13 protein-coding genes are annotated in these 14,064 nt (G+C 70.4%); 6 read left to right on the plus strand and 7 right to left on the minus strand.

Annotation, left to right across the window (positions count from 1 at the left end; genetic code table 11):
- Positions 1–111 precede the first annotated feature (111 nt).
- Positions 112–1,077, plus strand: a complete 966-nt coding sequence (locus tag ABDW59_RS01655; RefSeq protein WP_343627620.1) for a LysR substrate-binding domain-containing protein — start codon at positions 112–114, stop codon at positions 1,075–1,077.
- A gap of 41 nt (positions 1,078–1,118) precedes the next feature.
- Here the strand turns inward: ABDW59_RS01655 and ABDW59_RS01660 are convergent, their stop codons facing one another.
- Positions 1,119–1,649: a copper chaperone PCu(A)C gene (locus ABDW59_RS01660; protein WP_343627621.1), complete on the minus strand. Its 531-nt coding sequence runs from the start codon at positions 1,647–1,649 to the stop codon at positions 1,119–1,121.
- Between the two features lie 174 nt (positions 1,650–1,823).
- Here ABDW59_RS01660 and ABDW59_RS01665 point away from each other — a divergent pair, with 174 nt between their 5' ends.
- Complete coding sequence (locus ABDW59_RS01665; RefSeq protein ID WP_343627731.1) at positions 1,824–2,252, plus strand: VOC family protein; 429 nt, start codon at positions 1,824–1,826, stop codon at positions 2,250–2,252.
- Positions 2,253–2,320: 68 nt separating this feature from the next.
- Here ABDW59_RS01665 and ABDW59_RS01670 read toward each other — a convergent pair whose 3' ends face one another.
- Both ABDW59_RS01670 and ABDW59_RS01675 read right to left on the minus strand, forming a co-directional pair.
- The gene (locus ABDW59_RS01670) at positions 2,321–3,769 is read right to left on the minus strand and encodes a hypothetical protein (protein ID WP_343627622.1); all 1,449 of its coding nucleotides are present in this window, start codon (positions 3,767–3,769) and stop codon (positions 2,321–2,323) included.
- Positions 3,770–3,886: 117 nt separating this feature from the next.
- On the minus strand, positions 3,887–4,252 hold the full coding sequence (locus tag ABDW59_RS01675) for a hypothetical protein (RefSeq protein WP_343627623.1): 366 nt from the start codon (positions 4,250–4,252) through the stop codon (positions 3,887–3,889).
- A gap of 141 nt (positions 4,253–4,393) precedes the next feature.
- Between ABDW59_RS01675 and ABDW59_RS01680 the strand changes: the two genes are divergently transcribed.
- Positions 4,394–5,455, plus strand: coding sequence for a hypothetical protein (locus ABDW59_RS01680; RefSeq protein ID WP_343627624.1), 1,062 nt, complete (start codon positions 4,394–4,396; stop codon positions 5,453–5,455).
- 211 nt (positions 5,456–5,666) lie between these two features.
- Here the strand turns inward: ABDW59_RS01680 and ABDW59_RS01685 are convergent, their stop codons facing one another.
- Positions 5,667–6,470, minus strand: a complete 804-nt coding sequence (locus tag ABDW59_RS01685; protein ID WP_343627625.1) for an alpha/beta hydrolase — start codon at positions 6,468–6,470, stop codon at positions 5,667–5,669.
- Positions 6,471–6,734: 264 nt separating this feature from the next.
- Here ABDW59_RS01685 and ABDW59_RS01690 point away from each other — a divergent pair, with 264 nt between their 5' ends.
- Positions 6,735–7,013: an AbrB/MazE/SpoVT family DNA-binding domain-containing protein gene (locus tag ABDW59_RS01690; RefSeq protein ID WP_343627626.1), complete on the plus strand. Its 279-nt coding sequence runs from the start codon at positions 6,735–6,737 to the stop codon at positions 7,011–7,013.
- A complete protein-coding gene (locus tag ABDW59_RS01695) occupies positions 7,010–7,438 on the plus strand; it encodes a type II toxin-antitoxin system VapC family toxin (protein WP_343627627.1) in 429 nt (142 codons plus the stop codon). The genes ABDW59_RS01690 and ABDW59_RS01695 overlap by 4 nt, the downstream gene beginning before the upstream one ends.
- Here the strand turns inward: ABDW59_RS01695 and ABDW59_RS01700 are convergent.
- Genes ABDW59_RS01700 through imuA form a run of 3 tightly spaced genes read right to left on the minus strand, consistent with a single transcriptional unit; the run spans position 7,435 to position 12,943 of the window.
- The gene (locus tag ABDW59_RS01700) at positions 7,435–10,701 is read right to left on the minus strand and encodes an error-prone DNA polymerase (RefSeq protein WP_343627628.1); all 3,267 of its coding nucleotides are present in this window, start codon (positions 10,699–10,701) and stop codon (positions 7,435–7,437) included. The genes ABDW59_RS01695 and ABDW59_RS01700 overlap by 4 nt on opposite strands.
- A gap of 9 nt (positions 10,702–10,710) precedes the next feature.
- Positions 10,711–12,183 carry a DNA polymerase Y family protein gene (locus ABDW59_RS01705; protein ID WP_343627629.1) on the minus strand — a complete coding sequence of 491 codons (1,473 nt, stop codon included), beginning with the start codon at positions 12,181–12,183 and terminating at the stop codon, positions 10,711–10,713.
- The gene (gene imuA, locus ABDW59_RS01710) at positions 12,131–12,943 is read right to left on the minus strand and encodes a translesion DNA synthesis-associated protein ImuA (RefSeq protein ID WP_343627630.1); all 813 of its coding nucleotides are present in this window, start codon (positions 12,941–12,943) and stop codon (positions 12,131–12,133) included. The genes ABDW59_RS01705 and imuA overlap by 53 nt, the downstream gene beginning before the upstream one ends.
- A gap of 249 nt (positions 12,944–13,192) precedes the next feature.
- On the opposite strand from imuA, the gene ABDW59_RS01715 reads away from it, so the two are divergent.
- Positions 13,193–13,978 carry a hypothetical protein gene (locus ABDW59_RS01715; protein ID WP_343627631.1) on the plus strand — a complete coding sequence of 262 codons (786 nt, stop codon included), beginning with the start codon at positions 13,193–13,195 and terminating at the stop codon, positions 13,976–13,978.
- Positions 13,979–14,064 lie beyond the last annotated feature (86 nt).

A 14,064-nucleotide genomic window follows, 5' to 3' on the forward strand; every position in this document is an offset into this window, starting at 1 on the left:
GCTGCGCCACGGGCGCAGCCGCGACGATGGCGGTCATGTTGCGCGCTCTTTAGTCATCAACAAAGAGAGCAAAATCGCTTTAAGTTTCAAATCTGGATTGAATATCTGGCCATGGACATCGAAAACACCTCCGAACTGCGCCTGCTGATCGAATGCGCGCGGGGCGGCAGCCTCACGGCGGCCTCGCGCGAGATGGGCATCACCCCCGCCGCCGCCAGCGCGATGCTCAAGAAAGTGGAGGCCCGATTGGGGGTGCGGCTGGCCGAGCGCAGCACCCGCGCGCTGCGCCTGACGCCCGCCGGCGAGCGCCTGCGCGAGTACGCCCAGCGCGCGCTGGAGCTGCTGGACGAGGGCCTGGCGCAGATCACCGAAGGGCTGGAGCCGGACGGGGCCAAGGGCGGCCGGTCGGCGGCGCTGCGGGGCCGCATCCGGCTGAGCGCCTCCAGTGACCTGACGCGGCGCATCGTGTTGCCGTTGCTGGATGACTTTCTGGACCAGCACCCTGGCGTGGACCTGCAGCTCAGCGTCGGCGACGCGCTGCAGGACGTGGTGCGGGACGAGGTCGATCTGGCACTGCGCTATGGCGAGCTGGCCGATTCGCGGCTGGTGGCGCGCAAGCTCTACGACGGGCGCCGGCTGCTGGTGGCCTCACCGGAGTTCCTGAAGCGCCATGGCCGGCCGGCGCACCCCTCGGAGCTGACGCGCTTCGAGTGCATTCGCTTCAAGATCGGCGAGCGGCTGGAGCGCGATTGGCGCTTCTGGCGCCGCGACTCGCCGCCGGTGATGCCCATCGACGTCACGGTGCAGGGGCGGCGCTGCGCCGATGACGGCGGCATCGCGCATCAATGGGCACTGGAGGGGCGCGGGCTGACCTACAAGAGCGAACTGGACATCCGTGACAGCTTGGCCAGCGGCGCGTTGGTCGAGGTCATGCCCGAGTGGGTCGGGCGGCCGATGCCGCTGCATGCCTTGATGCCCAGCCATCGCTTCCTGCCGCTGCGGGTGAAGGCGCTGGTCGACCATCTGGCGCAGGGGCTCAGGCCCTCGCCGTCGCGTCGGAGCGGGCTGAGCGTGTGAGCACCTGAGCGCTTGAACGCCCGAGGGCTTGATCGGCGCGATCAGTGCTTATGGTCGCCGTGGCCGGCGTGCGGGTCCTTGGGTGCCTCGCCGGCCGGCGACTGCGCGCGCGCGGGCGCGACGACCTGCACCGTCATGCGCGCCTTGCCCGGGTCCTCGAAGACCAGCGTCAGCGGCACGTTCTCGCCGTCCTTGATCGGCGCCTTGAGCTTCATCAGCATCAGGTGATAGCTGCCGGGCTTGAGCTCGACCGGCTTGCCGGCCGGGATGTCCAGCGCCGCCACGGGGCGCATGCGCATCACCGAGCCCTCCATGGACATCTCGTGGACCTCGGCGATCTCGGCGGCCGGCGTGCTGACCGACACCAGCTTCACTGCCGTCGGCGACTTGATCTGCATGAAGGCGCCGGTGGCCGATTGCTGCGCGACGGTGGGGCGGACCCATTGGCCGGTCACGACGACCTGCGCCTGCGCCAGTCCGGCGCACAGCAGCAGCGCGGTCGGCAGCGCGGCGCGCGCGATCGCCGCGATCGAGAAGGAACGCAGGGCCGGGGCGGTGAAACGAGAGCTCATCGTGGCATCCATCGGGAACTGGGTTGATCGGTGCCGTTCCCTGAGGGACGGCGATCCGCGAGTATCGTCCATGACCCGGGCCGCGCGCCCTGCGGCCGCGCATGGCGAGGGCGCGGAGCGGGCATCCCGCCTGCCGGGGAAAGTCGCTCCACGCACGAGGAGAACGCCATGAGCATGACTTTCCATCGCGGCCGCCTGATCGACCACGTCCATCTGCGCGCCGCCGATCTTGAGGCCTCGCGCCAGTTCTACCGCGCGGCGTTGCAGGCGCTCGGTCGCGCCGACGCCATTCAGGAGGACCAGGATCATTTCGCGGCCGACGAGCTCTGGATCGACCGGGCGGGCGGTCAGTCGGGCGGACCGGGCTCGCATGTGCATCTGGCCTTCGCGGCGAAGGATCGCGCGCAGGTGGACGCCTTCCATGCGGCGGTGCTGGCCGCCGGTGGGCTGGACAACGGATCGCCGGGCGAGCGCTCGTACCACCCCGGCTACTACGCCGCCTTCGCACTGGACCCCGACGGCAACAACATCGAGGCGGTCTATCACGGCCCGGCGGATTACTCGGCGGACGCGGTCGTCATCACGGCGAAGGCGCCGGGCTGAGGACGGCGCGCCCTGCGGTCCGCCGCGGTCGCGCGCTGGCCGGTGGGCGCCGGCGCGACCCGGCGCGATCAGGCGCGGCGCGAGGCCGGCATCAATGCCTCCGCGTCGGCCAGATAGCGGCGTCGTGCCTGCTCGTCGCGCAGCTTGCGCGCATGCAGGCGCGCTTGGCGCACGAGGTCCGTGGCGCTGAAGGCGTCGCCCTCGTCGAGCGCATGCCGTGCCCACAGCAGCAGAAAGGCGCAGCGCTGATCGGGCGGGATCTGCGAATGCCGAGCCCGGCATGCGGTCCAGCGCTGCTGGGCGAGCTCCCCATAGGACGAGGCCGGCAGCGGCAGGCCTTCGGCGCTGGCCAAACGCTGCAAGGCCTTGAAGTCCATCCGCGCGAAGGCCGCCAGGCGCAGCAGGAAGATGGTGTTGAGCAGCGAGCTGCGACCCAGCTGCCAGCGCGCGCACATCGCGTCGCTGAGCAGCAGCCAGCGCAGCGCGTCGGAAGGACCGGGGCCGCCCTCGGCCAGCAGACCGGCTTCGACCAGCTGTCCCAAGGTGTGGGCGAGGTTGGCCGCGCAGACCTGCAGCGCATCGGGCAGACCGCTCAGCGAGGCGCTGCGCAGCGCGTCGCCCAGGCTGGCGATCGCCTGCGCGGCCAGCGCCGCGTCGCCGCGCGCCACCGCCAGCTCGCGCAGCACGATGCCGCGCAGATTGCCGTGATCGCAGCGCAGCATGGGATCGGCGGCCAGCACGTCCGGATCGACTTCCTCGAGCTTGTCCAGCGCCGCGGCCGGCTGGCCCAGGCTCCCATACCAATGCCAGGCCGCGAGGATGGCCACGCGGGCGCGCAGCTGCCGGCGCTCGGCACGGGGCAGACGGGCGTTGTTCAGCGCATGGCCGAGCTCGCGCAATTCGTCTTGAAGCGCGGCCCAGTCGCCCAGCCGGCGCGCGATGCGGGCACGCCGCAAGCCGAGCGCCGCCGCTGCCGCTGCATCGCCTTCCGGCAGATGCGCCTGCGCCTGCTGCACCGCGAGTCGCGCCGGATAAAGCTCGCCGCGATCGAGCTGGAAATCGGCGCGGGCCAGCGCCTCGGCATAGCCCAGCGGCAGCAGAGGCACGGCGGCGGGCGCGCGCACCGGACGTTGCTGGCCCAGCCAAGCGGCGAGCGCCGCGCCCTCGGCGGGTGCGTCGTCGATCTCGAAGCGGCAGGCGGCCAGCAGGGCGGCGTTCAGCCAGAACGGGCCGCTGCTGCGGGCGCTGGCGTCGATCAGCGCAGCCAGCGGGCCTTCCTCCAGCAAGGCCAGCGCGCGCCAGACCTGGGTGCGATGGAGCTCCGCCATGCCGGCGATGCGCTCGCACAGCTCGGCGCGGGTGCAGGGGCTGTCGACGCGTGCCAGGCCTTGCTCGTGCGCCTGCAGCAGCGCGGCGAGCAGCTTGGGCAGCAGGCGGCTGCGCAGCTCGGGCAGGCCGTCAATGCGCAGCCCCGAGGGCAGCAACTGGATGCGGTGGAGCGGGGTGGCGGCGGTCATCGGCAGTGGATTCTGCGGGGCTGGCGGCGGGCGTGTGACGCAGGGCGCGTAACGGGCGTTACGGCGGCGTGTTACGGCGGGGAGTTATGGGGCTGCGCCGCGTGGCCTTGCGCGCGATCAGACCGGGCGTCGCATGGTCGGCGCGCCGTCGAGGCCGTCCGCCCAGACACCGGCGCGCCACTGGTCCTGCAGCGCGCGCTGAGCGCGCGTGTAGTGGAGCTCGGTCCCCTCGGGCACGCCCAGCGTCGGCAGCACGGCGTGCAGCACGCGGCGTGCGGCATCGAGCTGGTCGGACTCGATGTCCACGCGCAGAAAGGCCAGCGGACGCATGCGTCCGGGCGGTGCGTCGCCCAGGGACTCGCCCCAACCCAGCACCGAGCCCGCGCCCGCCTCCCGCAGCGCGTTGTCGATGCGGTCCTCCAGCCCGTGGTCCGCGGGCAGCGCGTGGGTGGGGAGCTTGAGGTAGAGGAAGGCGGCGGGCATGGCCGCGATTGTGCGCCCGCGGCCCGCGCGCTGTCCCCCGTTGGCAGGTCAGCCGCGTGATGGCCACGTTCCCCTGCAGCCTGCTCAGGGAGGCGGGCCCGCGATTTGCCGAAACGGTTCATCACAACTCGAGGGGCTGTCATGGTGGCGAATGAAGCGTGGTATCCGGAGGACCAGGTCGACGGCGCGATCCGCGGATCGTCGGCCTCGGCCGTGTCGTGGGCGGCCGTGCTGGCCGGCGCGGCGGCGGCGGCGGCCCTGTCCTTGATCCTGTTGCTGCTGGGCGCGGGCCTGGGCTTGTCGGCGGTGTCGCCCTGGGCCGGCGATGGTGCGGGCGCGAAAGCGCTGGGCGTGTCCGGCATCGTCTGGCTGGCGCTGACGCAGATCGCGGCGTCCGGGCTGGGCGGCTATCTGGCTGGCCGATTGCGGGTGCGATGGCGCGATACCGATGTCGACGAGGTCCACTTCCGCGACACCGCCCATGGCCTGCTGTCCTGGGCGGTGGCGACGCTGTTCACCGCGGCGGTGCTGACGGCCTCGGTGAGCGCGGTGTTGGGCATCGGCGTGCAGGGCTTGGCGGCAGGGGCTTCCGCGGCGGGAACGGCGACGGTCGCCGCCGCGGCGGGTGCCGGTGCCGGCGGTGCGACGGCCGGTGCCGCGCACGAAGGCAGCGCGGGCGCTCGCTCGGGTGCGGAGTCCTTGAGCGGCGATGCGCTGGGCTATTACGTGGATACGCTGTTGCGACCTGTGGCGACGGGACCGGGAGCGACCACCCCCGCCAACGCAGGAACCGGAGGTGTCGCAACCACCGGCGCCGCGAACGCCGCGACGCTGCGCGCTTGGCCGGATGCGTCGATGGTCCATGCCGACGCCAACTCGTCGTCCGCGCTGAATCGCTTGCTGCTGCGCGCGCTGCGCGACGGTGGCGTGCTGTCGCCGGAGGACACGCGCTATGCGTCGCAGCTCGTGGCGCAGCGCACCGGGCTGACGCAGTCCGAGGCCGAGCGCCGCGTCGCCGAGACCTTGCAGCGCGCCCGCGCCGAAGCGCAGGCCATCGAGGTCCGCGCGCGCGATGCCGCCGACACCGCGCGCAAGACGGCCTTGCAGACGGCGCTGTGGATGTTCGTCGCGTTGCTGATCGGCGCGTTCACCGCGAGCCTGCTGGCCACCGTCGGCGGTCGTCAGCGGGACCGCATCGAATGAGGCGCGTCGCGCCAACCGACCTCACTTTCGAAGGAGAACTTCCATGAGATCCGTGCTGCTCTATCTGTTGGGCGTGCCCATCCCGATCATCATCCTCATCGCCTTCCTGCGCTGAGGGCGACATGAAGAAGCGGCGAGACGTCGTGGGGCGTCTCGCCGCGTCGTTTCCGCTGTCAGATCGGCAGGGGAGGGCACGTGGCCCCCCTCCCTGTCACTGGTTGTCGATCGCCTCGCGCGTCGCGCCGTAGGGGCTCCACGCCCCCGGCCGATTCGCCAGCCGGTCCGCGACCACGCGCAGGACGGCCGGGTTCCAGCACAGGCCGCAATGGCTGCCGTCGACCTCGACGTTCTCGATCATCGGATGGTCCTCGGGCTGCAGGCAGGCCTGCCAGGCGACGACGCCGTCGCTGCGGCTGTAGATCGAGGTCGTCGGCACAGGCGGCGCCGCGATGAGGCGCGCCTTGAACGCTTCCTCGAGCACCGGCAGCGCGCCGTTGACCCAGCGATAGAGCAGGCTCACGTTGGTCTGCGCGGCCTCGCCGGTGATCGGCGTCCCGATGGTCACCACCTGACGTACCGGCAGCGCGATGCGCTTGGCCACTTCGCGCGCATAGATCCCGCCCAGGCTCCAGCCGATCAGCGACACGGGTTGATGCGCGTCCCCGACCAGCACCTCGATGTCGGCCGCCAGCGCATCGAGCCAGAGGTCGATGTCGCCGATGGGACCGGTGTTGACGCCGCGACCCCAATCGCGCGCCGCATAGCCAAGACCGTGGCAGAAGCCGACCAGAGGCGCGACCGATTGGGCGTCGGCGGCCAGTCCGGGGAAGACGACGACGGGATGTCCGTCGCCGGGCGGGTGTCCGCTGCGGTCCATCAGACGGCAGCTGGCGTATTCCATCGCCGCGCGCAGCGGCTCGATGCCAAGCAGCGCCCACGACGGAGACGGGATGAACGCGGCGGCCGCGCGGACCGGATCGGGCACGGCATCGGGGAGGGCGGTGAACTTCTTCATCGGCGTCGGGGCCGAGCCCGTCGCGAGGACGGGGCGGGGCGCAAGAGGGAGAGTTGAAGCCATCTTTCCCGATCGGGCCGTGCGTGTGCACCCCCCGGATGGAGCAGATTGGCGTCAGACCTGGCCTACATGAGGGGGCCCTCCGATGGAGGGAGGCGGATTCTCTTTCCGACCTTTGACGGGGATCAGAGGGATGGGCAGTTTCGCGACGCTGGAGCGGGCTAGTCTTTCTCGCCTCAACTCGATGTGGAAGGAGTCCAAGACATGAGCGTCGTGATGATCGACTTGTCGCCGATGACGGTGTCGCAGAGGCGGACGGTGAAGCTGGAGCGCATGGTGCTGGATCACCTCAAGGTGAAGCCGGGCGGCAGCATTGAAGTGGACCTGCTGGCGAACGGATGTTGCGTTCTGCGTGGCGCCCGTACCGGCGACATACGGGACCTGCTCGGCATCCTTGCCGGCGTTCCGCGTGGTCGCCAGGGAACGGTCTCCATCGAAGAGATGAATGAAGCGATCTCCCAAGGATGGGCGGGGGAAAAATGAAAGTCACCGTGGACACGAATGTGCTGGTGAGGATCGCTGTCATGGACGATCTGCAACAGGCGCGTTCCGCAGTCCACTTGTTGGGCTCGGCAGAGTTGGTCATCGTGCCGTTGTCTTGCCTGTGCGAGTTCGCTTGGGTGCTCGGGCGTTCGTACAAGTACGAATCCCGCGAGATTGCCCGAGCGATCCGTGCCGTGGTTGCAAAGCCGCGTGTCAGGGTCAACCGGTCGGCGGTGGATGCCGGTTTGGCTATCCTGGATCTTGGTGGAGACTTTGCGGACGGGGCCATTGCCTGCGAGGGCCGCTCATCCGGTGGTGAGGTCTTCATGACCTTCGACAAGGCTGCGCTCAGGAAGCTCGTTGCATTGGGAGAGCGCGCGGCTTCGCCTCACCATGTGGGCGTCCAGGAAGAGGCTGGGGCCTAATGAAAATCCCTGCTCTCCGTCCTCAATCGCCCCAGCATCGGCGTCAGGTCCTCGAGGTGTCCCGCCACGAGGTTGCGGACCGCGCCGCTGCGCTGCCACCGCCCCCGCACGCCCATCAGCCGCGCGTGCAGCATGACCTGACGCTGCTTGGCCCAGAGATCGCGGTGGACGATGACCTGGATGTCGCCCGTCTCGTCCTCCAGCGAGATGAAGATCGTCCCCTTGGCCGTCGCCGGCTGCTGCTTGACGGTCACGATGCCGCAGCCGCGCACCGCGCGTCCGTTGGGCGCTTCATGGAGTTCGCTCGCGCTCATCCAGCCGCGCTCGCGCAGCAGCGGCCGCAGCAGCGCCAGCGGATGGCGCCGCAGCGTCAGGCCCAGCGAGGCGTAATCGAAGACGATCTCCTCGCCCTCCGGCGCGGTCGGCAGCTCCAGGAAGTCCTCCTGCACCGGGGCGGTCGCCAGCAGCGGCGGCGGCGCATGCTGCGCGGCCGCGTCCCACATCTGCTGACGCCGATGACCGCTGATGCTGGCCAGCGCATCGCCCGCGGCCAGCATCGTCATCTGCTGCTGGTTCAGCCCCGTGCGGCGCGCCAGATCCTCGGCATCCGCGAAAGGCATGCGGCGGCGCTCGCGGCAGATCCTCGCCGCCGAGGACTCCTGCAGCCCCTTCACCAATCGCAGCCCCAGTCGCACCGCCACCGGCCCCGCGTCGATCGCCAGGGCCTCGTCGGACTCCAGATACGGATCGCCCTCTTCATCCTGCGCGATGCCGTCCTCGTCCAGCTGCGGCGCGTCGAGCGCGCCGGCGGCCGCGCCGCGCCGCGTCGGCCGGATCACCCGGCCGTCCGCACGCTCCAAGGTGCAGTCCCAGTCGCTGTGCATGACGTCCGGCGGCAGCACCTCGACGTCGTTGCGCTTGGCGTCCTGCACCAGCTGGCTGGGCGAATAGAACCCCAGCGGCTGCGCGTTCAGCAAGCCCGCCAGAAACTCCGCCGGCCGATGCCGCTTGAGCCAGCTGCTCGTGTAGACCAGCAGCGCGAACGAGGCCGCGTGCGACTCCGGGAAACCGTACTCGGAGAAGCCCTTGATCTGCTCGAAGATCGCCTCGGCGAAGGCGCGCTCATAGCCGCGCGTGGTCATGCCGTCGACGATCTTGGCGTAGTACTTCTCGATGCCGCCCTTGCGGCGCCAGGCAGCCATCGAGCGCCGCAGGTCGTCCGCCTCTCCGCCCGTGAACCCGGCCGCGATCATCGCGATCTGCATCACCTGCTCCTGGAACACCGGAATGCCCAGCGTGCGATCGAGCACCTTCTCCAGCCCTTTCTCGTAGACGATGGGCTCGCCCCGCCGTCGCATCTCGCGCCGCTGCAGATAGGGGTGGACCATGCCGCCCTGGATCGGACCGGGCCGTACGATCGCGACCTCGATGACCAGGTCGTAGAAGGTCTCGGGCCGCAGCCGCGGCAGCATGCTGCGCTGGGCCCGGCTCTCGATCTGGAACACGCCGATGGTCTCGGCGCGCTGGATCATGTCGTAGGTCTCCGTGTCCCCGTCGGGAATGTCCTTGACCTCGAAGGGCGCGCGCTGGCGCTTGCTGGCGAAGTCCAGCGTCTTGCGAATCGCCGTCAGCATGCCCAGCCCCAGCACGTCGACCTTGAGCAGCCCCACGGCGTCGAGGTCGTCCTTGTCCCACTCGATCACCGTGCGGTCGGGCATGGAGGCGTTCTCCACCGGCACCATGCGCGTCAGCGGTCCCTGCGTCAGCACGAAGCCGCCCGGATGCTGCGACAGATGGCGCGGGAAGCCGAGCAGCTGCGCGGTGATCTCGACCAGCTGCTGCACCGCCAGGTCGTTCGCGTCCAGGCCGGACTCGCGCAGCCGTTCCGCGTCGATGGTCTGGCCGTCCCACCACTGGTGGTTGCTGGTGAGCCGATCCAGCGTCTCCAGCTCGAAGCCCAAGGCCTTGCCGACGTCGCGCAGCGCGCTCTTGACCCGATACGAGATCACGACCGCCGCCAGCGCCGCGCGCTCGCGGGTGTACTTCGTGTACAGGTACTGGATGACCTCCTCGCGCCGTTCGTGCTCGAAGTCGATGTCGATGTCGGGCGGCTCGTTGCGCTCCTTGCTGATGAAGCGCTCGAAGAGGACCTGCATCCGCGCCGGATCGACCTCGGTGACGCCGGTGCAGAAGCAGACGATCGAATTGGCCGCGCTGCCGCGGCCCTGGCACAGGATGCCCTGCGAGCGCGCGAAGTGGACGATGTCGGCGACGGTGAGGAAGTAATGCTCGTAGCGCAGCTCCTCGATCAGCGCGAGTTCGCGTTCGATCTGTTCGCCGACCGCGGCCGGAATGCCCTGCGGCCAACGCCGGCCCGCTCCTGCGTAGGTCAGGCGGCGCAGATGGCTGGCGGGTGTCTCGCCGCTCGGCACGACCTCGGACGGATAGTGATAGCGCAGCTCGTCGAGGCTGAAGTCGCAGCGTCCGGCCACGCGCAGCGTCTCGGCCAGCAGCTCGGCGGGGAAGGCCAGCGCGAGCCGGCCGCGCGCGCGCAGATGGCGCTCGGCGTTGCGGTCCAGGGCTTGACCGCATTCGCTCAGCGGCTTGCCCAGCCGCGTCGCGGTCAGCACGTCCTGCAGCGGCTTGCGGCTGCGCTTGTGCATGGTCGCGTCGCCCACGGCCACCAGCGGGATGGCGGTCTGTGCGCCGGCCTCGCGCAGGCGCAGCAGGCGGATCTCGTCGTCGGCATGTTGCGGCTGGTCGATGCCCAGCCAGCAGCGGCCGGTGAAGCGCGTCAGCAGCCAGCGCGACATCGACAGCAACTGCGCCGCCGTCGCCAGCCGGTCCGGGCAGGCGATGACGATGCAGTCGTCCAGCGTCTGCGGGCCGATGTCGTCGAGCGTGCAGCGATAGGTCCCTTTCTCCGACGAGCGCCGCAGCCGCGAGATGAGCTGGCACAGGTTCCCATAAGCATTGAGGTTGCAGGCCAGCACGACCAGCGTGAACGCGGCCTCCTGATCCGGATCGGCATCGCCGCGCGCGTCGATGCGCAGTTGGCTGCCGACGAGCAGCTTCAGTCCGTGCTGCTTGGCGGCCACGTGCGCGCGCACCATGCCGGCCATCGAGCATTCGTCGGTGACGGCGAGCGCCTCGTAGCCCAGCTGCTTGGCGCGCTCGACCAGTTCCTCAGGCCAGCTCGCGCCCTTGAGGAAGCTGAAGTTGCTCAGGCAGCGCAGCTCGGCATAGGCGGGCAGATCGGTCATCGCGCGCGCTCAGGCATAGACGCCGTGCAGGAACCAGGCGCTGCCGTTGTTCTCCAGCGGCTGCTGAAAGACGGCGACGACGCCGGCGTTGTCATTGACCGCGATCCAGTAATCGCGCACGACGTTGCGATGGCCGCGCTCGAGCGCGGCCGCATCGGTGGCGGGTTCGATCGCGGTGAAGAGCGGCGCGGCGGCTGCGGTCGTCGGTGCCGCCGTTGCGGCCGGCGCGACGGACGCCTCGTCCGACGCGCGCCGCGGCAGCCGGTCCCACCAGCCGCCCTCCACGCGGTCCGGTCCGATCAACAGCGTCAGCGGCCCCTGGTAATGCGGCCGGTGATCCCGCAGTGCCAGCCGCAGCGGCGGCTCCAGCAGGAACGCAGGCTCGGGCATGGCCGGCGCGGGGCGCGTCGAGCCGCGGCGGCGGGGCGGGCGCCGGCCGTCGAGGGCGGCGGGTTGCCAGCGCGTCATCCATTCCAGCCGGTGATCGTCACCGGGCGTCGGCTGCAGCACCCGCTCCGGACCCAGCCGCGCGGCGATGCGTTCGAGCGTCAGATAGAGCGTCTCGCCGGTGCGCACTGCGTCGGGCAGCAGCGAGGCGCTCTCCTCGGTCAGCGCCTGCACGCCGACGGCCTCCAGCCGCAGCTCGCCGACCGGCGCCAGCAGCCGGGTCTTGGCCAGATGCTCGGCCATCAGGCGGTTGAAGTGCTCGAGCTCGCGGATGGGCTCGGCGGTGCGGATGGTCAGCGCGCCGCCGTCGCCCGCTTCCTTGGCGCGCATCGAATCGTGCACCCAGTGCAGCGTCACGCCGGTGGCGCCGGCATGGCGCGCGGCCAGCCAGCCGCACAGCCGCATCAGCAGCGGTCGCGCGCCCTGCAGCAGCGCGGGCGCATGGTCCTCGCGGCTGGGCAGTTCGATGCGGGCGTGGAAGTCCTCGGGCAGCAGTTCCCAGCGATGCGCCTCGGGCCGCAGGCCGTAGGCCTGATCCAGCATCGTCAGCAGGGCCGCGCCGAAGCGCCGCCCGATGCCGCCGCGCGGCAGCGCTCGCAGTTGCCCCAGCGTATTGATGCCGGCGCGGCTGAGCGCCTCGGCATGCGGGCCGGCGGCGCTGAGCGCCACCAGCGCCAGCGGATCCAGCACCGCTTGCAGCAAGCGGCCGCCGAGGTCGGGCACGCCGCAACGCGCCAGCACCAGTGCGGCGGTGGCGGTGGGCGCCCAACCGATCCTGACGACGCCCAGATCGGGCGCCTCGTCGGCGATGCGGGCCTGCAGCGCGGCGCGGCCGCGGAACAGCCGCAGACTGGCCTCGACCTCCATGACGACGGCATCCTCCATCAGCGCCACGCGCGGCGTGAACTGCAGGCACCACACGGCCAGCCCCGCCTGCGCTTCCGGACAGACCCCCCAGGGATGGTCCGGCGGCGCGGCCGGCTCAGCGGCCGGCGCCGGCGGTCGAGGCGGCAGGATCAGCGCGACCCACAACATCGGTCAGCTCCGGGAACAGCGCGAGCGGCGTGGGCGCGCGCGGGGAATCGGACAAGGTGCCGGACAGGGGCTGTGCAGAGACCGGCGCCATCGGCACGGGCGGCGCGACCGGCCGCATCTCGCTGGGCCGCATCACGCGCGGCGTCAGCACGCGCTCCAGCCCGCCGGGGATGGACGCCAGCCGCAGCGGCGTGTCGTGGGCGGGGCCCTTGCGCTTGAGGATCTGGACATCCAGCGCCCAGTCGACGTTTATCGTCGCCAGCAGCCGCAGCGGCGCCGGCGAGGGATCGTGGCGCGCGGACAGCGGCCGGAACAGGAAGACGGGGCCCTCGAAGGACTGCGCCAGCACCTGCAGCCGGCGCAACTGCTCGGGCGCGGCCTGCGGCATCCAGGCCAGCACCGCGCCGGCGGCGTTGGACCGGATCAATTGCTCGGCGCACCAGAGCCGCTCCGACGGGGCGCGCGCGTCGATCCAGACCAGATGGCGTTCGTCCAGCCCGAGCTGCATCAGCCCCGGCAGGTGAGGGCGTTTGGGCGGGCCGATCATGGTCACCGCCGCGCCGTCCGCGACGACGCGGCGCAGCGAGGGGCCCGTCAGCCGCCATTCGGCCAGCGAGAACTGGGGAAGCAGGACTTCGGTCAACTGGCGGCCGGGCCAGCCGCCGCCGGGGAGCTCGGCGTCCAGCGCGTCGAAGCCGCTGGGCCAGACGGTGTCCGTGCTGCGGCCCAGCGCGTCGCCGCGCCACAGGGCCTCGGCCACGGCGGGTGGGAGGGGAGGTGGGCCCTCCCTGCCGTGAGGCGGAGACGGACGGGCCTCCCCGTGAGACAGGGATGGGGACGACATGGCAAGTCAATCAAATACTGTTGTTGCATACAGTATATGAGGTCGACCGAGGCGTCCAGTCGGGCTGACAACTTCAGCCCGCTGTCGGAGCGGTTCCCGACGAAGACCGGAACTGCGCCACGGCGTTCTGCACTTCGGAGCCTTCGTTTTTTTAAGGAGTCCGTCATGCCATTGCCTTCGTTGATCACCGGTTGCTTTTCGGCCATGGCCGGTTCATGCGCTGAATCGGAAGAGGTGGAGCGTCTTCAGGGGCGACCGACCGTGTCAAACCGCGCCGACTACCTCGAACGCTGCCGCGCGCTCTGCCGGGAGGAGCCGCCTACGGATATCCAGGGGCTTCGCGACAAGATCCGCGACATGCGAGACACGATCGACGCCTATGCGGCGCTCCGACCGAATAACTGGAGCCAGCGCCTGCAGGCCAGGTTGAAGGCGCTGCATGAGTTCGCAAGCGGCAGGTCGCCGGGGGACCTGAGGGACCTGTACGACGAGGCTTTGCACAGCATGGCGTCGATGACCGTGCGGGCGAGCTTCCAACGTACGAAAGGCGAGGCTCCATGCATCTTCTACCCCACTTTGGAGGACGGCGTGGAGGAACGCTCCCCAAGCAAGAACGCCATGGCCTTGGCTAGGCGCAGCGCCCTCGACTCTCTGGCCGCGCACATGCCGGGCGATCTGGAGTCATTGCGCGACGGCCTCTTGAACCTGGTGGGCACAGTGGAAGACTCCCCCTCCAAGGCTGCTGCCAACGATCTGTTCAAACGCATCGAGGCATTGAGGCCTGGCAGGAGAGACGCGCGGCACAAGGCTCAGGCCCTGTATCGGCAAGCGTTCGACCTGTACCTGGAGCGGTGTGAGCGCGACGGTGTTCTGCCCTTGAAGCATGTGCCATGCCCAGCCGAAGCCGACATCCAAGGCGCTCGTACGTCCCATACGTCAAGATGCTGGTAGACCCCAGGAACGCCGGGCTCCGCTGCCGCGGTACGAAGCTTTCCGGCCAAGAAGACCGGATCGCGGACCGGTACTCGCGGGCGAGT

The organism is Roseateles sp., assembly GCF_039595295.1.
GTDB lineage: Bacteria > Pseudomonadota > Gammaproteobacteria > Burkholderiales > Burkholderiaceae_C > Roseateles.

What these genes read in the sequence shown, in the direction of transcription:
- ABDW59_RS01685 (WP_343627625.1), bottom strand. Translation starts at nt 6,470, where the DNA reads ATGAAGAAGTTCACCGCCCTCCCCGATGCCGTGCCCGATCCGGTCCGC.
- ABDW59_RS01655 (WP_343627620.1), top strand. Translation starts at nt 112, where the DNA reads ATGGACATCGAAAACACCTCCGAACTGCGCCTGCTGATCGAATGCGCG.
- ABDW59_RS01715 (WP_343627631.1), top strand. Translation starts at nt 13,193, where the DNA reads ATGCCATTGCCTTCGTTGATCACCGGTTGCTTTTCGGCCATGGCCGGT.
- ABDW59_RS01665 (WP_343627731.1), top strand. Translation starts at nt 1,824, where the DNA reads ATGACTTTCCATCGCGGCCGCCTGATCGACCACGTCCATCTGCGCGCC.
- ABDW59_RS01660 (WP_343627621.1), bottom strand. Translation starts at nt 1,649, where the DNA reads ATGAGCTCTCGTTTCACCGCCCCGGCCCTGCGTTCCTTCTCGATCGCG.
- ABDW59_RS01695 (WP_343627627.1), top strand. Translation starts at nt 7,010, where the DNA reads ATGAAAGTCACCGTGGACACGAATGTGCTGGTGAGGATCGCTGTCATG.
- ABDW59_RS01705 (WP_343627629.1), bottom strand. Translation starts at nt 12,183, where the DNA reads ATGTTGTGGGTCGCGCTGATCCTGCCGCCTCGACCGCCGGCGCCGGCC.
- ABDW59_RS01690 (WP_343627626.1), top strand. Translation starts at nt 6,735, where the DNA reads ATGAGCGTCGTGATGATCGACTTGTCGCCGATGACGGTGTCGCAGAGG.
- ABDW59_RS01670 (WP_343627622.1), bottom strand. Translation starts at nt 3,769, where the DNA reads ATGACCGCCGCCACCCCGCTCCACCGCATCCAGTTGCTGCCCTCGGGG.
- ABDW59_RS01675 (WP_343627623.1), bottom strand. Translation starts at nt 4,252, where the DNA reads ATGCCCGCCGCCTTCCTCTACCTCAAGCTCCCCACCCACGCGCTGCCC.
- ABDW59_RS01700 (WP_343627628.1), bottom strand. Translation starts at nt 10,701, where the DNA reads ATGACCGATCTGCCCGCCTATGCCGAGCTGCGCTGCCTGAGCAACTTC.
- ABDW59_RS01680 (WP_343627624.1), top strand. Translation starts at nt 4,394, where the DNA reads ATGGTGGCGAATGAAGCGTGGTATCCGGAGGACCAGGTCGACGGCGCG.